Raw genomic sequence first — 22,494 nt, 5'->3', positions numbered from 1 at the left:
TTTATTTTCTGATTTGCAGTATTCCGTCGACGGCAATAATTTTTCCTTCGTCCGATAACCGGTGCAATATTTCGGTCAGAAGCTCTTTGTCCATTGGAAGTTGTTTGAGCAGGCCGGCGGGAGTCAGGGATTCACGGGACAATATCCCGCATACTTTTGTACAAAGCGCTTCCCGGTCCGGTTGTTCAGAAACTTTTGATTTGCTGCGCAGGCTGATACAGGTATCGCATTGTCCGCAGTTATGTTCGTTTCTCTCCCCGAAGTAGTCCAGCAGCATACGGCTGCGGCATACGGTGTCGTTGGTCACGTAATCGAGCATGGCATTGATGCGCGTTTCATAGCGTGCTTTCCGGTGTTCGTATACTTCCGGGGAGATATGGATGCGTTGTGCTTCCACGCGTTCGCGCGTGTATATTATATAAGGTGTCTTTTTATGGGGAATATAGCTTACGATGCGCAGTTTGGCAAGGTGAACCAGCATTTCGTAGATTTGCCGGCGGGTAAGTCCTGTGCGTATGGCAAGCGAATCTTCGTTGATATAGGTATAGTCTGTGAATACTCCGGTATAGGAACGAAGCACGGCTTGTATGAGCCTGTCCATGTCTTCGCCCATTTCGCGCAGCCGGTAGAGTTCATCCCTGCGTATGGTGAAGAGGATGCGTGAGGTGCTGTCCTGTTCGGCAGTGTACTCCAGATAGCCCGCCTGGGTCAGGATTCGCAAAGCGCTGTCCACCGGTACGGGGAAGTATTTGAATTTGCGGCAGAAATCTTCGATGTTGAATTCGCGTACGCAATCCAGTCCGTCACCCATTGCCATTTGATAATAGTATTGGAGATGTTCGTAAACGTCTCTGATATATTCTTTCTCCGGAAAGGTGTCGGGGATGCGTTTGTGCAGTGTAGTCTTGTCCGACTTGGCATATAGGATGACGGCATACGCCTTCTGCCCGTCACGTCCGGCTCTTCCGGCTTCCTGGAAGTAGGCTTCTATGGAGTCGGGCAGGTCCATGTGGATAACGATGCGCACGTCCGGTTTGTCTATGCCCATGCCGAAAGCATTGGTTGCCACCATGACACGGCTCTCGCCGGATTGCCAGCGGTGCTGGCGGATGTCTTTGGTGGCATCGTCCAGTCCGGCATGGTAGAAATCGGCTGTGATGTACTCGTTGTTCAGCAGTTCGGTAATTTCCTTGGTGCGGCGGCGGTTGCGTACGTATACAATGGCACTGCCGGGCATGCTGCGCAGTATATGCAACAGTTCGGCAGTCTTGTTCTCTGTTTTGCGAACAATATAAGCGAGGTTGTTCCGCTCGAAGCTCATGCGGAATACATTCTTGTGACGGAAATGCAGACGGGCTTGGATATCCTTTACCACTTCGGGGGTTGCAGTGGCGGTCAGTGCCAGAACGGGGACATCCGGCAGCAGTTCGCGTATCTCTGCGATTTTCAGATAGGCGGGACGGAAGTCATACCCCCATTGCGAGATGCAGTGGCTTTCGTCTACCGTAATCATGCTGATGTGCATTTTCCGCAATTTGGTGCGGAATATTTCCGTATCCAGACGTTCGGGTGAGATATAGAGGAACTTATAGTTGCCGAATATACAGTTTTCAAGGGTGATGATGATGTCCTGCCGGCTCATGCCGGAGTAGATGGCAAGTGCCTTGATACCCCGCTTTTTCAAATTCTGTACCTGGTCTTTCATCAGGGCTATCAGGGGGGTAATCACCAGGCACATTCCTTCTTTGGCAAGTGCCGGGACTTGGAAAGTAATGGACTTGCCGCCACCCGTAGGCATTAGTCCCAAGGTATCCTTATTCTTGCTGATGCTGTCGATGATATCTTCCTGGATACCCCGAAAACGGTCATATCCCCAATACTGCTTTAGGATTCGGGAGTTGAGAGTTGAAAGTTGGGAGGCGTCGGGCTGCGAGGACATGGTTGTAAAGTTGAAAGATAAAAAGAGTGTGTGATACTATATATAATGATGGTATTTCAGGTACGGATTACACGGACTTTGTAGACTAAAAAAACAGTAAAATCCGTATAATCCGTGCCTAAAGGAAAAACACAAAGAGAATCTTCTCCCGTCTTCTTCGGCTTAATTCGGCTTTATATCTTCAATTTGCAACTGTACTTCTCCCCGTTTGTGGGTGTTTTCCTCAATGGTGTAACAGATGTCGAACGAACGCTTGGTCTTGATGTAGCGCACGTGAGAACTCTGCCCGAAAGCAATTCCGTTCATTACATTGTTTGATTTGTTGTCCACCAGTTCCAGCTTGATATGCTCCTGGTCGCGTCCTACGACTTTACTGGTTCCGTAGTCGTACACGTTGTGGGTACAGAATACGGGCTTGGTATTGTCGGGACCGAAGGGGTTGAACTTCTTCAAATCATTGCAGAATTTGGGAGTGATATCCCGGAAGTCGATTTCGGCATTGATGTCGATTACGGCGCTGGTCTGTTCCGGCAGAATATGCCGGGATACGAATTCTTCGAAACGTTCAGTGAAAGCGGGTACGTTTTCCACTTTCATGGACAGACCGGCAGCATAGGTGTGTCCGCCGAAGTTTTCCAGTAAATCCCGGCAGTACTCGATGGCTTTGTATACATCGAAACCGGAAACGGAACGTGCCGATCCGGTTGCCATATCATCCGTGCGTGTCAGCACTACGGCGGGGCGGTAATATACTTCCGTCAGGCGGGAAGCGACGATTCCGATTACTCCTTTATGCCAATCCTCATTGTACAACACGATGGAGCGGCGGTCTGCGAGTCCTTCCAGACCGGCTACGATTTGATTGGCCTCTTCGGTCATGGTCTTGTCAAGGTCTTTGCGGGTTTCGTTATACTGGTTGATTTGTCCGGCCTTTTCCAGAGCAACCGAGAAGTCCTTTTCCGTCAGCAGATCTACCGCTTCCTTGCCGTTCTGGATACGTCCGGAGGCGTTGATACGCGGACCTATCTTGAATACTATATCGCTGACGGTGATTTCTTTTTCCGACAGTCCGCATACATCGATAATGGCCTTCAGCCCTACGCTCGGATTACTGTTGAGCTGTTTCAAACCGTGATAGGCAAGTATGCGGTTCTCTCCCATAATCGGTACGATGTCCGAGGCGATGCTGACTGCCACCAAGTCCAACAGCGGAATCAGATGGTGGAATTCGATGCCGTTGCTGATAGCGAATGCCTGCATGAATTTAAAACCTACTCCGCAGCCCGAAAGATGTTCGTAAGGATAGGTGTTGTCTTCGCGCTTGGCGTTCAGTATAGCTACGGCAGGGGGCAACACTTCATCGGGTACGTGGTGGTCGCAGATGATGAAGTCGATGCCTTTTTCCTTGGCGTATGCAATTTCATCTACGGCCTTGATGCCGCAGTCCAGCACGATAATCAGTCCCACACCGGTTTCGGAGGCATAGTCCACACCTTGTGTCGAAACGCCATATCCCTCGTTGTAACGGTCGGGTATGTAATAATCTATGTTCGAATAGAACTGTTGAATAAACTTATAGACCAGGGCCACGGCGGTGGTTCCGTCTACATCGTAATCTCCATAAATCAGAATGCGCTCTTTCTTTCCCATTGCCTTGTTCAGGCGTTCTACGGCCACGTCCATATCTTTCATGAGGAACGGGTCGTACAAATCCGGTAGTTGCGGGCGGAAAAACTTCTTGGCAGCTGTCGCTGTCGTTATTCCCCGCTCCACCAGCAATCTCCCAAGTACAGGGCTAATCCCTAATTCCTGGGCCAGTCGTTGGCTTGCTTCTGCCTGATCGGATGTAATGGGTAAATAATTCCATTTGTGAGTCATTTTATATATTATTTTTTCTTTTTCTATCGCCAAGTGCCGGAGAATAAGGGGAACTTAGTGTTATCCGATTGCTGTGCGCTATTTCTCCAACAAGCTGTAAAGGTATGAAAAACTCTTGAAACCGATGTGAATTCTATGGAAAATATTCTTAATGATGCGCTTTCTCTCCTGAAATCCTTTTATTTTTGTGGCGTCTAAGAGTTCGTTTGGACTTTCTTCAAATATAAGGAATATGCCTATGCTCACTTTTATCTCTTGTGCCAAGACCATGGCGTCGCACTGTTCTTTGAAAGTGCCCGAAGTTACCGTTCCGTATTTTGAAGCGGAAGCTGTACGGAATGCGTTGGAAATGTCACAGGTTTCTGCCGCAGAACTGGAAAAACTCTTGAAGGTGAATGCTAAAATTGCTGCGGAAAACAGGGCACGTTTTCATGACTTTTGTTCGGAAGACAATCGCCCTATGCCGGCAATCGGTGCATATACGGGAGCTGTTTTCAAACGCATCCTGCCAAAGGATTTTACGGCTGATGACTTCCGTTATGCACAGGAACATCTCCGTATCACCTCTTTTCTTTATGGATTGCTCCGTCCGCTGGACGGTATCAGACCTTATCGTCTGGAGGGAGATGTGCGCCTGCCGGAGAAAGGCGGTATCACCATGTTTGATTATTGGAAACCTCTGCTGACGGACTGTTTCATAGAAGAAATCAAGAAACGGGGCGGTATACTGGTCAACTTGGCAAGTGGTGAGATGAAGGATTTATTCGACTGGAAACGGGTGGAGTCAGAGGTGCGTGTGGTTACTCCAGATTTTCAAGTGTGGAAAGGCGGAAAGTTAAAGACCGTTGTCATTTATGCGAAGATGTGCAGAGGGGAGATGGTGCGTCACATCATCAAAAATCGCATTGGATGCCCCGAAGATTTGAGAGGTTTTTCGTGGGAAGGTTTTACTTTTGACGAGGGACTCAGTACGGATAATCATTTGCAGTTTGTATTGGAGTAAAAATTAGACGGATATTTTAAGAATATATTCCTACTTAATTATATATCGAAACAGTTTGCGGCGGTAAACAGTTAGATGCATTTTCTGTTTACGCAAAAAGAGGATTTATATTCGCAAATTGCGGCTGTAAGTCATTTGGCGTTTGTGTACTTTTGTAATATCTAATATTTGAAACTATGAATATAACATCTGTACACATGTTTTCTGTTGTATTTATGCTGAGCTGGTTCCTTTGTGCAAAACCGGCTTTCGCAGGCAGCAAAGGCGATTGGATGAAACTTCTTTCTGATACATTGCCTGTATGCAAACTTTCTATCCCTGGTACTCATGACAGTGGTGCTATTTATGGTGGTTGTATGTTGAAAACTCAAGATGCAGGTATTTTCTCGCAATTAGAATTGGGCATTCGTGCTTTTGATATTCGTTTAGCTGAGAAAGACGGAAAGCTGGGAGTGTTTCATAGTCATGCTTTTCAGAATATGTATTGGGAAACGGATGTATTACCTACTTTTATAAAATTTCTGAAAGAACATCCTTCTGAGATGTTGATTGTGTCTTTAAAGAGAGAGGGCGGAAGTTCTGAGGCTTACGCTTCTTTGGTAGAAACCTCCTTGTCGGCTATTGATGCAAAGCCTTTCTTTGTTTGGAATTTTTGTCAGGATTTAGCATTGGGTGATTGTCGTGGAAAAATTCTGTTTTTACACCGAGATGTAGCCATGAACAAATATCCCGGAACTGCTTGTGAGGGTTGGAAGGATGATGCCACATGTTTGATGACGCTTCGAGGCAGTAATGGTGCGGAAGCACAAGTCTTACTTCAAGATGAATATCAGTATGCTTCAGATGAGGAAGTTGGATTAAAAATAGAAGCTTGTATGCGTAATTTGCATAATGTAGCAGCAGAACCTAGTTCTTCATATCGATGGGCGATTTCTTTCGTTAGTGCTACTGGACTTCCGCTAGGCACACCTGAAGTTTTTGCTAAACAAGTGAATAAGTTTGTGTCAGAGTATCTAAAACAAAGAAGAAGCCAGATGTGTGGTATTGTTTTTATGGATTTTGTACAGCGTCCTGAAGGGCTTGAGTTGTTAGATTGTCTCATAAGAGGAAATAATTAGTTTGCGTAAAAAGAGGATTCAAATACGCAAATTGTTTACTTTGTTGACTTATGTGTATTTATATTTGCAATATAAAAATATTTAGAATAGAGAAATTATGAGGTTAGCCATTGATTTAGGTGGTACTAATATAAGGATAGCACAAGTGGCGGAAGGAAAGTGTTTGAAACGGAATTCGGTTGCTTGTTTGGCTACACAAGATGTTGATGTGATCTTGACGCAGCTTTTTGAACTTATTGAACCTATGATAGGTGAGACTGTTGAGGGGATTGGTATTGGTGTACCGTCAATCGTTGATACAGTTCATGGTATAGTGTATGATGCGATGAATATTGCTTCGTGGAAAGAAGTGCATTTAAAGGAGCTGCTGGAGGAGAAGTTTGGCTTACCAGTGGCTGTCAATAATGATTCTAATTGTTTTGCTTTGGGAGAAAGTCTTTTTGGAAGCGGGCGACTTTATGAAAATATGGTGGGTATTACTATCGGTACCGGAATAGGGCTGGGAATCATTATTCATCATAGTTTGTACGGAGGGGGATATGCCGGTGCAGGTGAATTGGGAGCATTACCCTATTTAGAGGCTGATTACGAATATTATTGTAGTAGCGGATTTTTTAAACGTAGGAATACCACTGGTGCTGCTGAGTCGGAAAAAGCATTGAAAGGAGATAATGATGCTCTATTGTTGTGGCAGGAGTTCGGTGGGCATATAGGACAATTGGTAAAGGCTGTATTATTTGCTTATTCTCCACAGTTAATAGTACTAGGAGGTGGAATAGCAACAGCTTTCCCGCTTTTTAAAGAAGCGATGTATGAGACTTTAAAAGATTTTCCTTATCCACGAGTTGTGGCTGATGTGAAAATCGTGTCTTCACAATTACAGGATGCTGGTCTATTAGGAGCTTCAGCACTTTTGGGATAGACAGGTATTACCATTTTCTGGAAAATAGTAATATTTTTTTTATTTTTAATAATATTGTAATTCTGTTTTTAAACCTTTGTGATGGAATTATAAATTTATATTATAAACTTTAAATTTTTAATGTATGAAACAAGTAAATCTTGGATTTTATCGAATGGTTTTGTTTCTATTATTGGGATTGTTTACTTCTGTGATTGCGTACTCACAGCAAATTTCAGTAAAAGGAATTGTGAAAGACCAAATTGGAGAGCCTGTAATAGGTGCTAATGTACTAGTGAGAGGCACTACTAATGGAGTAATTACAAACGTTAATGGTGAGTTTATTCTTTCCGCTTCTAAAAGTGATGTATTGGTTGTTAGCTTTGTGGGTTATACTACTCAAGAAATACCTGTAAGTGAGAAGCAAATGACAATTGTGTTGAAAGAAGACACAGAATTGCTGGACGAGGTAGTTGTTTTGGGATATGGTGCCAATACACGTAAGCAAGACTTGTCAGCTTCTGTAGGTATAATTAGTAATACAGATGAGTTGGCTGCACGACCTGTTACTTCTACGGAAAGTATGTTACAAGGGCAGTTGCCTGGTGTAACTATTCAGGCTGATGGTGGTGATCCTACTTCAACTCCTAATATCGTGATTCGCGGTCAGGGTTCGCAGAACGGCGATAACGTATTATGGGTGGTAGACGGTGTTCCGGGGGCTCCTATTACTTCCATGAACGATATTGAAAGTATTGTTGTATTGAAAGATGCTGCTTCTGCCGCTATTTATGGTGCGCAGTCAGGAGCAGGTGGTGTAGTGCTTGTTACTACCAAAAAGGCAAAAGAAGGTGCTCCTACTTTGACGTATGACGGAACTTTCGGCTTTCGTCAGGCTACTAATTTAATTGAACCACTCAATGCAGAAGAACAAGTGGAAATGCGTAGAAGGTCGTATGAAAATGCAGGCCAGGCATTACCTGATGGCTGGAATGTAACAAAAAATCCGTGGGTAGGTACTACACGTACTGATTGGATGGATGCTATTTTCCGTACAGCTTTTTATCAGCGCCACAATATTGCTTTAAATGTAGGTACAGATAAGTCTTCCAGCCGCCTCTCATTGTCTTTTGATAACGATCAGGGTACTTTGATTAATACTTATAAGAAAAATCTTGCTTTGCGTTATAATGGTAAGATGCAATTGAACAAGTGGATTACAATCAGCGAAGATTTGGTGTGGAAGAATACAACAAGTCGTTCTAAAGAAACGGATAATGATGCATACACTGGTCCTATATTATCAGCTGTATATATGCCGGCTAGTGCTACTATTTATAATCCCTTGGATGGCTCTTATGGTGGTACAACAACAGAAGACCCTGCTTACATTGAAAAGTATGGCTCAAACTTTGCCGATGCTCATGGTGATGCTGTGAACCCTGTACGTTTGCTTGAGGCAGAAAATCTCTACAATAAGACAAGTGATGTGTGGAGTACTACTAGTTTGGAAATAGGTAATGTGTTGCCTGGTTTAAAGTTTGTAAGTCGTTTTACTTACAATTTGCAGAACTATTATTATAAAAAATTCAATCCTATCCGTGACGAAGTTGGTAAACCGAACCTATCAAATAATGTTCAGGAGCAATCTTATCGTATGGACGCTTGGAAGACAGAGAATACATTAACGTATGATAACACATTTGGTAAACATACCGTAGGTGCTTTGTTCTCTACTACGGCTGACCATTATTCGAAACGGGGGTTGGAAGCGATTGGAAAGGACTTGTCTAGTGAAGCAGCCTATCTGCAATACATGGCTTATGCCAATTCAACTGAAGTGCTTGATTATTTAACGGGACCAGATGCGAATGTTTCAATGATTGCTCGTTTGGCATATTCTTATGACGACCGTTATTTCGTAACCGCTTCATGGCGCCGTGACTATGCAGGACGCCTGCCTAAGGAACATAACTTTGGCGATTTTCCCGCTGTAACATTAGGATGGAAAATTTCTAATGAGAAGTTTTTTAAGAAGAACGATATCGTAAACCTTTTGAAATTACGTGCTTCTTGGGGACGTGTCGGTAATTTGGGGTCTATTGATTATAATTATAAATCACCACTATTATCGAAAAATACTTATTCAGAACAAGCACAATACGGTGTAACTTCTAATCAATTATGGAATAACTTTGCTTATTATAGTACTGCTTTAAATCCAAATTTGACATGGGAGACTTCTGAACAGTACGACTTGGGCTTAGATATGGAAATGTTCAATAACCGTCTTTCTTTGTCAATGGATTATTTTGATAAACGTACTTTCAATTTGATACAGCCACAACCGATGAACTGGCCTTCTACTATGGGGTTGGATGCTATGTTGGTAAATCTTGGAGAGGTCCGAAATCGCGGTTTTGAATTGTCTATAGGTTGGAATGATAGAATAAATAAAAACTTTTCTTACTTTGTAACAGGTAACTTTTCTTATCTGAAGAATTGGGTTTCTGACATTGGGGTGAAGAATGAGGATGGAACTCCGGGAGTGTGGACAGATGATAAGAGTTTCCGTAGTGTGAAAGATATTTATCAGACCACAGAAGGTGAACCTTTGAATTCTTTTCATTTGATACAGACAGCTGGAATATTCCAAAGTGATGAGGAAGCAGCGGCATATGTGGATAAGAATGGTAAGAGAATTCAACCTGATGCTAAAAAAGGAGATTTGAAGTTTGTAGATTATGACGGTGATGGTACAATTGGTTTTGGTGACCGTCAATATATGGGTAGTGCTACTCCTAAAACTACCTTTGCATGGACACTTGGATTTACTTGGAAGAAATTGTCATTCAGTGCAATGTTTCAAGGAGTAGGTGGAGCACAAGCAATGAATGTTTCCAAATATATGCTTTTAAGTGATGTAGAAGGTAACTTTAACCGTTCTCGTGAGATCTTGAACGCTTGGTCGCCCGATAACAGAGGATCTAACATTCCTATTCTGTCAAAGAATGACAACAATGGAAACTTTAGCACAGCTTCAGATTGGTATCTGGAAGATGCTTCATACCTGCGCTTGAAGAATGTAACGCTTTCTTATGATTTGAGTGACGTATTTTGTAAGTGGTCACACTTGAATGACCGCAACAGCCGCCTATCTGTATTTTTGAGTGGAGAAAATTTGGCAACTATCACCAGATATTCTGGTATGGACCCTGAATGCGGGGGGTGGGATGCTTTGAAGTATCCGGTATCTCGTGTATTCTCTTTAGGAGTAAAACTGACTTACTAATTATAAATTGAATGAAGATTATGAAAAAGAATATATTATTTGGAGTAGTATGCGTTGCACTACTTACTGCCACTTCTTGTAGTGATTTCCTTGATGTACAACCCGAAGGAGATGCCAGAGACAATGCTTATTTCTTAAATGATCAGCAGGCAATTGACGCTGTGGACGGATTATACGAACGTTTTCATCAGGAAGCCATGTATGGTCGAGAATTATTTTGGGAGCAGGGTGCTGCTAATGATATAGTTTGGGGAAAAACACGTGATTTCCCGACACTTGCGACGTTTAAATATACAGGTGATGAGTCTCCATTACGTACTGTGTTCGAAACCATGTATAAAGTGATTTCCCGTTCTAATTGGGTGATTGATCAATTAGTAGATAAGGAAAAGACTACTGCATTGACAGAAATAGAAAACAGGAGTCTTGGTGAAGCCTATTTTACTCGAGGATGGGCACATTTTCTGATGGCTTATCGCTATGGTACAGATAAACAAGGAGTTCCTTTTGTACGTTATGAAGATTTTGTAAATGGATATGATAACTCTATTCCACCCCAGCAGGCTTCAGTTATTGATAACTATAAATTGATTATTGAAGATATGGAAAATGCTAAGAAACGTTTGCCACGTTTCGAAGATTATGATGATAAGGACTTAGGGCGCGCGCATCAGGCAGCAGCTATAGCATTTCAGGTAAAGGTATATGCCTACTGGGCCATGTGGGATGAAACGAAATGGGATGAGGTTATTAAATTGGTAGATGAGCTGGAAACGACGTATAATCGTGGTTTGGCAGACACTTTCGATGAATTGTTCTCTTCTGACTTCTCAAAATATTGGGGAAAGGAATATTTATGGACTATTCCAGGTACGGGTGGTTCTACTGGAGGAGGTTCTGAATTTCCGGGTGTTATACTTGAAAATAAAGGTTGGGGCATCTACAATGGTTGGGGACAAATTAAACCGACATATGACATTTATGCAGAAATGCTAAAAGATGGTGATGGTAAAGAAAATGACCGATTGAAACGTTCTATTTTAGAATACGGACAAAAATTCCTATTTTTTGGAGAGGAACGCGAGTTTTATTCAGCGTCCGACATTGAATCAGGTTTTCAATTTAATAAGTATATGGAACCTTTTGGTTATGCTAATGCTACAACCGAAGGATATGTAAATGCTAATGGTGACTGGCCTACTGCACGAGTTAACTTCCCGATAATCCGTTTTGCTGAAATGATGCTTTTTCGGGCAGAAGCTTATTTGATGAAGAACCAACCGGATAAGGCTTGGAAAGATTTGAACAGAATTCATGTACGCGCTTGTGGGCTTTCTTTACCATCACCAGCTACAATGGAACAGTTGTATCATGAACGTCGTTGTGAATTAGCATTTGAATTTACCGATCATCTTTTCGACTTGAAACGTTGGCACCATTCTTCTAATGCAGAAATCAAGGCATTGGCGGAGAAAGAGTTAAATGCTCGTCCTCTCGTTCGTCATTACAAAAACCGTGGTATGGTCGATACAAATGGAGATGGAAAACCCGATGCTATTGATTATACACATAAAGTTGAGTTTTACACGGATTATACAGACAAAACTTCTTATAAGGATTGCTTCATTGTTTTTCCCTATCCGTCTAATCAGATTATAAACTCAAACGGGCAGTTGAAACAAAATATCTATGAGTAATCTTTCTCTTTTGGAAGTTTACGATTAAAAAGTAGATCATTGCCATTGGTCTTGTCTGCAAGGATTGGTGTCTTCTTTGTATGCTGGTTCTTGCAGATTTTTATTAGATTTGTCGAATGAAGTGTGGTTGTTAACCGAATAATTTTCAAATACATGCTTTGATGAAATTGAATATTTTACATATCTTGTTGTATCTTTTTATATGTAGTGCTTGTAACTCTGAGGAGAAATTTTCCGTTGATTACGTGGATCCTTTTATCGGTACAGGGTTTCACGGTCATACCTATCCTGGAGCCACCGCTCCTTTTGGTGCAGTGCAGTTAAGTCCTGATACACGTGTAGGCAATTGGGATGCCTGTGCTGGATATCACTATAATGATACTACCTTGAGGGGGTTTTCACATACCCATCTGAGTGGAACTGGATGCATAGATTTGGGTGATATATTATTTCGTCCTACCACCCAAGAACCAAGCTTTACAAATGAGTTCTTCTACAGTCCTGCTAACTTTTCCCATCAAGACGAAATGGCATCGGCTGGCTATTACTCGGTGCTGTTGAAAGATGAAGGTATAAAGGCTGAATTGACGGCGACCCCTCATGTAGGTATGCATCGTTACACTTACCTTACAGGAAATCTTGCTGCTGTAATTGTAGATATGGCACATTCGCTTGATAATGAATATATTTATGAAGCTGAATTAGAGAAAACTGCAGACAACGAAATTACGGGTATGCGCCGAACCAGGGGATGGACAGATAATCAATATATTTATTTCGTAGCTCGTTTTTCCAAATCCTTTCAGACTGTAGAGTTTGTGAAAAATAAGAAGAAAGTGCCTATCAATACCAAGTTGACCGGTACGGATTTACAGGCTATCCTCACATTTGATAACACGAACGGTGAGCCTATTATTGCTAAAGTGGGATTGTCATTGGTGAGTGTGCAGAACGCGCGTCAAAACATGGAGGCCGAAGTGAAGGATTTCGATTTTGATGCAGTACATACAGCTACTCGAAGTGCTTGGGAACAACAACTATCTACTATTACTGTGGAGGGTGGTAGTGAAGCCGACAAGGAGAACTTTTATACTGCTATGTATCACGCTATGGTTGTACCCAATATCGTGAACGATGTTAATGGTGAATATCGTCGCCACGACATGCAGATAGGTAAGTTGCCAATAGGAAGGATCCAATACTCCACTTTCTCCCTTTGGGATACTTTCCGTGCATGGAATCCGCTGATGACGTTGATAGATACTGACTTGGTCAATCACATGATAAACTCCTTTCTCGACATCTATGATGCTTCAGGGGAACTTCCTATTTGGCCGCTTTCTGCTGGAGAAACAGGCACGATGATTGGTTATCATTCAGTATCAGTTATAGCTGATGCCTATTTGAAGGGAATTAGGTCTTTCGACGCAGAGAAGGCTTTGGAGGCTATGATGATATCCTCCGATAAAAACAAAAAAGGCTCGGACTTTTACGTAAAATATGGTTTTATTCCTTCTAATATTAAAAGAGAATCTGTATCTTGTCTGCTTGAATATGCGTACGATGACTGGTGTATTGCACGTATGGCCCAAGAAATGGGAAAAGAAGATATTTATAAAAAATACATTGAACGTTCGCAAAACTACATCAATGTGTTTGATGGTGCTACGAGATTCTTTCGCGGAAAGCGTATGGATGGCAATTGGGAATCACCTTTTAATCCGCTTGCAGTGGGACGTGCCTATACAGAGGCTACAGCTTGGCAATATCGCTTCTTTGTACCCCATGATGTGAATGGGATGATACAACTTTTTGGCGGTAAAGAAGAATTTGTTGCTGCTCTTGATGATATTTTCAATACGGATGCAGAGATACATGGCAATCTTGTAGATATCACAGGTTTAATAGGGCAGTATGTCCACGGGAATGAGCCTAGTCATCACATCGCTTATTTGTACAATTATGTGGGTGAGCCTTGGAAAACACAGAAAATGTCGCGACGCTTGCTGAACGAGATGTATCATCCCACTCCGGAAGGTATTATTGGCAATGAAGACTGCGGGCAGATGTCGGCATGGTATATTCTTTCAAGTATGGGACTTTATTCGGTTTGTCCTGGTAGCAACGAATATGTTCTTACTACTCCCTTGTTCGAGAAAGTTGTAGTGCATTTGGCTAATGGAAGAACCTTGACGATACTTGCCAATGATCCGCAGAAAAATATTTATATTACAAAGGTGGAACTAAATGGGAAACAGATAGATACAAACTTTATTACCTATGACTGTCTGATGGGAGGAGGAGAGTTGCGTTTTACCTTGTCTGACAAGCCAAATAAGAGCAGAGGTACTGCTGAACAAACTGCGCCTTACTCCTATACTCGAGATAAAGTTGTATCTATCCCTTACGTCGATAAGGATTTGAATTTATTCCAAGGAAGTGTAGTTGTAGAACTGGCCACAACCACTCAAGGTGCGAAAATAAGGTATACACTGGACGGAAGCGAACCGACCGAGGAGTCATTCCTTTATAAACATCCTTTCAGTTTGAATAAGACGACTCAAGTGAAAGCGAGAGGATTTAAGGAAGGTTATCATCCAAGTAGAGTCTTGTCTATTATAGCTCTCAAAGCGGAATTGAAGGATGCTCTTTCTGTACATCCTGTACAGAATGGTGTGACCTATAAGTACTTTGAAGGTAATTACCAGAAAGTAACTGACATAGAAAAAACACCTTTGTTGAGGACTGGAGTTTTGTCTAAACCTTCTATACAAGGTGCAAGCAGGACAGACCATTTTGGTTACATTTTTTCCGGACTGATAAAAGTGCCTGAAAATGGAGTATATACTTTCCAAACTAGTTCAGATGATGGCAGTGTATTATACATTGATAATGAACTGGTAGTGAACAATGACGGTTCACATGCTGCAATTCCTGCTACCGGATTCATAGCTTTAGAAAAAGGTTTCCATTCCTATAAGCTCTATTACTTTGAAGATTATGAAGGAGAACATTTGAGTTGGGCTTGGAAATTGCCTTCTGCTGAAACGTTGGTACCAATTCCTTCTTCTGTTTTGTATGTGGAATAATTAAATATATTGTTATGAAAAAAATCATTTTATTGTTTCTATCTTTTGGGGTAGTATCCTGCGGGCAAGTGAAACAACAAGTTTCTGAACAGGCGCGTGTTAATGTAATGTCATATAATATCCGCTATGACAATCCAGAAGATGGTATGAATAATTGGCAATACCGAAAAGACCGTGCTGCAACGGCTATCCGATTCTATGATGTTGATATATTGGGTACACAGGAAGTGCTTCACAATCAGTTAGAAGACCTGAAGCAGCGTTTACCAGAATATGGTGTGATTGGTGTCGGGCGTGAAGATGGAAAGGTAAAAGGCGAATATAGTGCTCTTTGGTACAAAAAAGCGCGTTTTGAGTTACTTGCTTCTGGATATTTTTGGTTGAGCGAAACACCTGAAATTGCTGGTTCTAGAGGGTGGGATGGTGCTTGTGAACGCATTGCTTCATGGGGTAAATTGAAAGACAAGATTTCAGGAAAGGAATACTTTGCATTGAATACACATCTAGACCATATAGGAGTTGTGGCTCGTCGTGAAGGAGTGAGCCTTATATTGGACAGAGTGAACGAATTGAGTGACGGATTACCAGTAATTGTAACAGGTGATTTTAATGCAGAGCCAGAATCGGATGTTATCAAGCACATGACCGATGCCGAGAATCCAAAGCATCTGCAAGATACACGGCTTATGTCTCCAATTGTTTATGGACCATCATGGAGTTTTCACGATTTTGGAAAGATACCTTATGATAAACGTCCATTGATAGACTATGTGTTTGTACGCAACGATCTTAAGGTATTGAGATACGGAGTGCTTGCCGAGACAGAAGGATCAGAGTTTTTATCGGATCATGCTCCGGTGCTGGTTACTGTAGAGTAGTTTTCTACTTTTTGAACTTTAGGTTGAAAATAATAAATTTAAGGTTTAGGAGGTTCATCTTTAGGTTTAGAACTGAATATCTTGTCCTATGTACTATGAATAATAAATAATTTGTAAATGTAACTGATAAAACCAGATAATAATGAAAAAAATAAGGAAGTGCTGTGTTATAGTATTGTTAGTAGTATTATTCCCTGCTAATATATTTGCACAAGAACGTCGTGATAAAGAACAGACTTATGTGTTGGAGAATCCCTATGAAGTTAACAAAATAACACCGTTACAAGGGAAGAAGATTAAAAATGTTGTTTTGATGATTGGTGATGGTATGAGTCTTATGCACGTATATTCTGCTTGGACGGCTAATCGTGGTAAACTTTTTTTGGATAATTGTCAGGCTGTGGGGCTTTCGAAAACCTACTGTGCAAATAAACTGATTACCGATTCTGGAGCAGGGGGGACGGCCATTGCTACTGGACAGAAAACAAATTATCATAGCGTAGGCGTAGATGTGGAAGGCCGTCCTTTGAAGTCGTTGGTAGACTTTGCTGTAGGCAAAGATAAATCTGCGGGTATTGCAGTTACTTGTCGCCTTTGGGATGCCACTCCAGCTGATTTTTGTTGCCATAACAAAGATCGTGATGCTGAGGCTGAAATTGTGGCGGATTATGTGAACAGTAACGTAGACTATGTCTTTGGCGGTGGTGCTAAACTCTTTGAGAATCGTGAGGACGGACGTGACTTGTTCAAGGAGTTGCGCGACAAAGGTTTTCAAACGCCTCGTAGTTGGGATGAACTGGTAAAAATTAAGAGTGGCAAGGTATTTGCAGTGCCTTATCCAGTGGATGCTCCGTTGCCTGACGAACGTGGAGACCTTCTTGCCCGTGCGTCGTTAAAAGGTATTGAACTTTTAAGCCAAAATGATAATGGTTTCTTCATGATGATTGAAGGTTCGCAATTGGATGATTATGGACATTTTAATGATATTAATCTCTTGATGCAGGAAACACATGATTTCGACCGTACTATCGGTGCCATTTACGAATGGGCGGCTAAGGATGGTGAAACGCTGGTAGTGGTTACCGCCGATCATGAAACCGGTGGTCTTACATTGGTAGATGGTGATTTGAAAGAGGGTAAAATTGTTTGTAAATTTTCTACAGGTGGTCATAGTGGTGTAATGGTACCTGTATATGCTTTTGGGCCCGGTGCACAGGAGTTTACAGGTATATATGAGAATACCGCAATTTTTGATAAGATAAAGAAACTGCTTAATCTATAACTAAAATATTATTTCCTATGCTGAAACATATCTTGTTTACATGTTTACTTTCCTTTTCTGTAACTCCTTTATTGAAAGCTCAAAATTGTGGTAATGATGAAATTTATCATTTGCCCTATAAGAATACATATGTAAAAGAACCTTTGGTTACCGAGAACGAGTATCGTGTGGCCAAACCCGAGGTTATTGAACCGAAGAGTTTTGAAGAAGCTCGGCAGATACTTCCCAATCCGATTTGGGATGGGCATGGAAAAGAAATGGAAATGTATTGGAGGGCATGGGAAATAGCAGTCGGAAATATTCGTAAGCCACAGTCCGGTTCGGGTTTTGTATCAAGTTATTTGGATACTGCTTACAATGGTAATATCTTCATGTGGGATTCTTCTTTCATACTGATGTTTGCACGGTATGGTACACGTTTTTTCCCTTTTCAGCGCACGTTAGATAACTTTTATGCCAAACAACATCCTGACGGTTTTATCTGCCGAGAAATTAAAGCAGATGGAGCGGATTGTTTCGAACGATATGATCCGGTAAGCACTGGACCTAATTTGATGCCTTGGTGTGAAATGGTTTATTACCATCAGTTTGGAGATATGGAGCGTCTGCATAAAGTTTTTCCCGTACTTTGTTCATATTATAAGTGGCTGAGACTTAACCGTACATGGCGTAATGGTACTTATTGGTCGAGTGGATGGGGGACAGGTATGGATAATATGCCGCGGGTTCCGAACGGATATAGCCCTATTTATAGTCATGGACATATGGTTTGGTTAGATACTAATCTTCAGCAATTGTTCATTGCAAATTTATTACTTGAAATGGGATTTTATTTAGAACGCTGGCAAGAGATAGAAGAATTTGAAGACGAAGCTAAGATGCTGGGAAAGTATATTCATGATAATCTTTGGGATGAAAAGACTGGATTTTTGTATGACCAATATGCTGATGGCACTCTTTGCAAAACCAAAGGTATAGGTGCTTATTGGGCGCTATTTACCAATGTGTTAGATACAATACAACTAAACCGTATGGTAAAAGAATTGGATAATCCGGAAACTTTTAACCGCAAGTTCCGTGTTCCTTCTTTGTCGGCAGACCATCCTAAGTATAAGGAAAACGGTCGCTATTGGCAAGGTGGCATCTGGCCGGGTACCAACTACATGGTGATACAAGGTCTTGTGAAGAAAGGTTATCGTAAGTTAGCCCGTGAAATAGCTTTGAACCATTATAATGAAGTACTTGAGGTATATAAGAATACGGGTACATTTTGGGAATACTATTCTCCGGAGAAGGCAGAGCCTGGATTTATGGCTAGAAAGGAATTTGTCGGTTGGTCAGGACTTCCACCTATTGCCGAACTGATAGAGTTTATAATAGGTATTCGGGGAGATTACTCCAAACAGCAAATTGTTTGGGACATGAACCTGACAGAGGCCAATGGAATAGAACGTTATCCTTTCGGACCAGAAGGTATTATCAGTTTAAAGGCGGAAGCACGCCGTTCTGTCAATGATGAACCGCACATTACGGTAGATACGAATATTGGCTTTGAATTGTTCGTACTTTATGGTGAAAAAGAGAAGAAAATTACTGTGCTTCCTGGTAAACACACTTATTAAAAAGATAATCTATGAAAAAGAATATGTCACGACGTCATTTCCTGAAGATGGGAGGATTAGCTTTGGCTGCTATGTCCGTCCGTCCATCTTTGTCGTTTGCCGCTTTCAGGGAATCAGAAACGAAATTCGTTTCCTTGCGTCCTTCAATAGACAAAAGGCGTTTTGTATCAAGAGCTGTAGAGGTAATCATTAAAGAAGTAAAGCCAAAGATAAAAGATGAAAAACTGCGGTGGATGTTTGAAAATTGTTTTCCCAATACACTTGATACTACTGTCAGATATAAGATGAAAAACGACCGTCCGGATACGTTTATCATAACTGGTGACATTGACGCTATGTGGTTGCGTGATTCTTCCGCGCAGGTGTGGCCTTATTTGCCGTTGATGAAAGACGATAGGGATTTGCAGTTTTTGATAGCCGGACTTATTAACAGGCAGACAGAATGTATACTGATAGACCCTTATGCTAATGCTTTCAATGATGGTCCATTGGGTAGTTATTGGGAAACTGATCATACACAGCATATGGTGAAAGAGTTGCATGAACGTAAGTGGGAGATCGATTCTCTATGTTATCCCATTCGATTGGCTTACCAGTATTGGACATTGACTAAAGATACGTCTATCTTTAGTGCAGATTGGCACGAGGCTATGAAATTGGTAGTCCGTACTTTTAAGGAACAGCAGCGTAAACAAGGAATCGGCACTTATAGTTTCTCGCGCGATTGTGATCGTCCTACAGACTCGCAAATCAATAATGGTTGGGGTGCACCAGTTAAGCCAGTTGGACTGATCGTTTCTTCGTTTCGCCCTTCGGATGATGCTACTCAATTTGGTTTTCTCATCCCTTCCAATATGTTTGCTGTTGTGTCGTTGCGGCAATTGTCTGAAATAGAACATACAGTCTATAATCATATAGATTTTGCTAAAGAATGTATAGCTTTAGCTGATGAAGTAGATGCCGCAATTCGCAGGTATGGTACGTTTAACCATCCTATTTGTGGGCGGGTTTATGCTTTTGAAGTGGATGGGTTTGGCAATGTGCTTTGTATGGATGATGCTAATATTCCCAGTCTGTTGTCTGCTCCTTATTTGGGATATTGTTCTTTCAAGGATGCAGTTTACCAAAATACTCGTAAATTGATATGGAGCGATAATAATCCTTATTTTTTTAAAGGAAAAGCTGGAGAAGGAATAGGCGGTCCACATGTAGGGTTGAACTATATTTGGCCAATGAGTATCATAATGAAAGCTTTTACGACTGATGATGAGGAAGAAATACGCAGTTGTTTGAAGCAACTGCGCGATACGGACGGTGAAACAGGTTTTATGCATGAGTCTTTTAATGCGGAAAATGCAGCTGATTTCACACGTCCTTGGTTTGCTTGGGCAAACACGCTGTTTGGCGAGCTAATCCTTAAAGTAGTTCAGACATATCCTAACCTTTTATTACAAACGTTATGAAATATATTTGGGGGGTGTTTACTGCCATCTCATTGGCTCTCTTTTCATGTGGCAGCGGAAGCAAGGAATCTGTAGAAAACTATGGTATCATACCGATGCCCAATGATATAACTCTATCCCGAGGAAAGTATTTTTTGCAAGGGGAGAAAACTGTGGCTGTGTCTTCCGGAGAGAATGAAATGAAAGTTTTTCGTTATTTAGAGAACTTTTTGAAGAACACACAGGTAACATTAAGAGCTGTTTCTCCAACAGAGAAGGCCGATATTTATCTGTTAATTGATAATTCTCTAAAAGATGAGGCTTATACATTGGAGGTGGCTTCCGATGCTATACGGATTTGTTCTAACGAAACTGCAGCAGGACTGTTTTATGGTGTTCAATCTTTATTGCAATTGATGCCGGCAGAAATCTATGCTTCCGATCGTAGGTATGAGGGACGTATTGAAATTCCAATTGTCAGTATTAAGGATGCTCCTCGTTTTCCTTATCGTGGTGCTTTGATGGATGTTGGTCGTAATTTCCTTCCCAAAGAAGAGGTACTGAAGTTTTTTGATTTGATGGCTTTCTATAAGTTGAATAAATTTCATTTTCATTTGACTGACGATCAAGGTTGGAGAATTGAGATAAAAAAATATCCGAAGTTGGTAGAGGTGGGGTCGCATCGTAGTCAAACTCAAGTAGGACATTCTGATTATTATTACCCACGGCGGTTTGACGGAAAAAAACAAGCGGGATATTATACACAAGAAGAAATTAGAGAGATTGTTAAGTATGCTTCTGACCGTTTTATAACAGTAATTCCTGAGATAGAAATGTCGGGACATGCTTCTGCTGCATTGGCGTCATATCCAGAGCTTTCTTGTGGGTTGAGAAAAGATTATGTGGTACGCGATTACTTTGATGTTTTTGATGAAGTCTATTGTCCTAAGGAGCATACGTTTGATTTCTTGGAAAATGTATTGGTGGAAGTTATGGAACTCTTTCCTAGTCATTACATTCATATTGGAGGTGATGAATGTCCTAAGAAAGCTTGGAAAAAGTGTATTCATTGTCAAACTCTGATGAAGAAAGAGGGACTACCAGATGAAGAAGCTTTACAAAGTTGGTTTATTCATAAGATTGAACAATTTGTTAACAGCAGGGGGCGTGATATTATCGGTTGGGATGAGATATTGGAAGGCGGGCTTGCTCCTAATGCTACTGTAATGTCGTGGCGTGGTGAAGAAGGTGGTATTATAGCGGCCCGTCAAAAGCATAAGGTTATTATGACACCGAGTAAACGATGCTATATAGATTATTATCAAGAGAGCCCAGAATATGCTCCACTGGCGATTGGTGGTTTCCTTCCGTTGGATAGTGTATATTTTTATAACCCACTACCAGCTGGATTGACTACCGAAGAGCAGTCTTATATAATAGGTACGCAGGCGAATATTTGGGGAGAATATATTCAAACTCCTGAAGCATTTGAATATATGGCTTTTCCTCGTTTGTTGGCTATGTCCGAAGTGCAGTGGACGCAACCTGAATATAAAGATTTTGTGTTTTTTACTCGCAGGTTGGATAAGGAGTTCAAACGGTTGGACTATTGTCAGGTGAATTCTTGCCGCAATTTTTATGAAGTGAATTATGCGGGAGTGTGGAATGAGAATCATGAGACCTATGAAGTGGCTTTATCTTCTTTTTGTCCGGATGCGGAGATACACTATGCGATTAATGATTCTGTGATAACGGCTTCTTCTTCTCTGTACAAGTCACCAATATTGTTGAGTAAAGATGCAGTTATTTACGCAGCCGTTTATAAGGAAGGCAAATCTATGGGTAGGGTGACTCATAAAGAATTTGCCATTAACAAGGCCACTGGATGTGATTATAAGTGTGTTCCTAAAACAGAGTGGGAACATTTGGATGAAAGCTTTGGATTGACTGACGGATATTGTGGATATGCTCAAGACATGCGTAGATGGGTAAGCTTCTATCAGGATAGTGTACAGATTGTGGTGGAGTTGAAAGGTACGCAAAGAATAAAACAAGTAGCTTTTGCTTCCTTATGGCGTCCTTGGAATATGATTTGGCCGGCAAAGGCAATGAGTGTTTCCGTTTCGGCAGACGGGAAAAACTTTTTTGGAGTAGGTAATAAAGTTTTATCATATGATTTTACGTTGACGGAAAGCACTCGCTTTCCTGCTTCTCTTTCATTTCCTGAAGTGGAAGCTACATTTGTACGCTTGGACTTGTTGAGTGGGGGCTTATGTCCAAAAGGATATTTCAATGAAGGAGAACAAAGCAGATTGGCGATAGATGAAATAGAAATAAACTAATCAATCAGATT

The 22,494-nt window shown here is 41.5% G+C and carries 13 protein-coding genes; 11 read left to right on the top strand and 2 right to left on the bottom strand.

Annotated elements, in window-relative coordinates; all coding sequences use genetic code 11:
• Nucleotide 1: 1 nt before the first annotated feature.
• Complete coding sequence (locus tag AB5903_RS10605; RefSeq protein ID WP_272710452.1) at nucleotides 2-1,939, bottom strand: ATP-dependent DNA helicase RecQ; 1,938 nt, start codon at nucleotides 1,937-1,939, stop codon at nucleotides 2-4.
• A gap of 162 nt (nucleotides 1,940-2,101) precedes the next feature.
• The gene (gene recJ / locus AB5903_RS10600) at nucleotides 2,102-3,817 is read right to left on the bottom strand and encodes a single-stranded-DNA-specific exonuclease RecJ (protein ID WP_022103805.1); all 1,716 of its coding nucleotides are present in this window, start codon (nucleotides 3,815-3,817) and stop codon (nucleotides 2,102-2,104) included.
• Nucleotides 3,818-4,055: 238 nt separating this feature from the next.
• Between recJ and yaaA the strand changes: the two genes are divergently transcribed.
• The 11 genes from yaaA to AB5903_RS10545 all read left to right on the top strand — a co-directional run bounded on the left by yaaA (nucleotide 4,056) and on the right by AB5903_RS10545 (nucleotide 22,483).
• The gene (gene yaaA, locus AB5903_RS10595; RefSeq protein WP_074713661.1) at nucleotides 4,056-4,820 is read left to right on the top strand and encodes a peroxide stress protein YaaA; all 765 of its coding nucleotides are present in this window, start codon (nucleotides 4,056-4,058) and stop codon (nucleotides 4,818-4,820) included.
• Between the two features lie 215 nt (nucleotides 4,821-5,035).
• Complete coding sequence (locus AB5903_RS10590; RefSeq protein WP_309573589.1) at nucleotides 5,036-5,938, top strand: phosphatidylinositol-specific phospholipase C; 903 nt, start codon at nucleotides 5,036-5,038, stop codon at nucleotides 5,936-5,938.
• A 97-nt stretch (nucleotides 5,939-6,035) separates the two neighbouring features.
• Nucleotides 6,036-6,860: an ROK family protein gene (locus AB5903_RS10585; protein WP_117740277.1), complete on the top strand. Its 825-nt coding sequence runs from the start codon at nucleotides 6,036-6,038 to the stop codon at nucleotides 6,858-6,860.
• A 124-nt stretch (nucleotides 6,861-6,984) separates the two neighbouring features.
• Nucleotides 6,985-10,131 carry a TonB-dependent receptor gene (locus AB5903_RS10580; protein ID WP_117740278.1) on the top strand — a complete coding sequence of 1,049 codons (3,147 nt, stop codon included), beginning with the start codon at nucleotides 6,985-6,987 and terminating at the stop codon, nucleotides 10,129-10,131.
• A 20-nt stretch (nucleotides 10,132-10,151) separates the two neighbouring features.
• The gene (locus AB5903_RS10575) at nucleotides 10,152-11,828 is read left to right on the top strand and encodes a RagB/SusD family nutrient uptake outer membrane protein (protein ID WP_368117839.1); all 1,677 of its coding nucleotides are present in this window, start codon (nucleotides 10,152-10,154) and stop codon (nucleotides 11,826-11,828) included.
• A gap of 161 nt (nucleotides 11,829-11,989) precedes the next feature.
• Nucleotides 11,990-14,917 (top strand): GH92 family glycosyl hydrolase, encoded by a 2,928-nt coding sequence (locus tag AB5903_RS10570; protein ID WP_117740279.1) that lies wholly within the window; start codon nucleotides 11,990-11,992, stop codon nucleotides 14,915-14,917.
• A 14-nt stretch (nucleotides 14,918-14,931) separates the two neighbouring features.
• Nucleotides 14,932-15,795, top strand: a complete 864-nt coding sequence (locus AB5903_RS10565) for an endonuclease/exonuclease/phosphatase family protein (RefSeq protein ID WP_005658080.1) — start codon at nucleotides 14,932-14,934, stop codon at nucleotides 15,793-15,795.
• Nucleotides 15,796-15,937: 142 nt separating this feature from the next.
• Nucleotides 15,938-17,077 carry an alkaline phosphatase gene (locus tag AB5903_RS10560; RefSeq protein WP_005658078.1) on the top strand — a complete coding sequence of 380 codons (1,140 nt, stop codon included), beginning with the start codon at nucleotides 15,938-15,940 and terminating at the stop codon, nucleotides 17,075-17,077.
• A gap of 17 nt (nucleotides 17,078-17,094) precedes the next feature.
• The gene (locus AB5903_RS10555; RefSeq protein ID WP_005658076.1) at nucleotides 17,095-18,699 is read left to right on the top strand and encodes a trehalase family glycosidase; all 1,605 of its coding nucleotides are present in this window, start codon (nucleotides 17,095-17,097) and stop codon (nucleotides 18,697-18,699) included.
• 11 nt (nucleotides 18,700-18,710) lie between these two features.
• Nucleotides 18,711-20,162, top strand: a complete 1,452-nt coding sequence (locus AB5903_RS10550) for a glycoside hydrolase family 125 protein (RefSeq protein WP_005658074.1) — start codon at nucleotides 18,711-18,713, stop codon at nucleotides 20,160-20,162.
• Nucleotides 20,159-22,483: a family 20 glycosylhydrolase gene (locus tag AB5903_RS10545; protein WP_368117838.1), complete on the top strand. Its 2,325-nt coding sequence runs from the start codon at nucleotides 20,159-20,161 to the stop codon at nucleotides 22,481-22,483. The genes AB5903_RS10550 and AB5903_RS10545 overlap by 4 nt, the downstream gene beginning before the upstream one ends.
• The last annotated feature ends 11 nt before the right edge of the window (nucleotides 22,484-22,494 follow it).

The sequence above is a fragment of the Bacteroides sp. 2201st1_D9_2201SCRN_220225 genome (assembly GCF_040928965.1).
Taxonomy (GTDB): domain Bacteria; phylum Bacteroidota; class Bacteroidia; order Bacteroidales; family Bacteroidaceae; genus Bacteroides; species Bacteroides stercoris.
The sequence above is the reverse complement of the archived record's forward strand: the minus strand, read 5'-3'. Positions and strand labels throughout refer to the sequence as shown.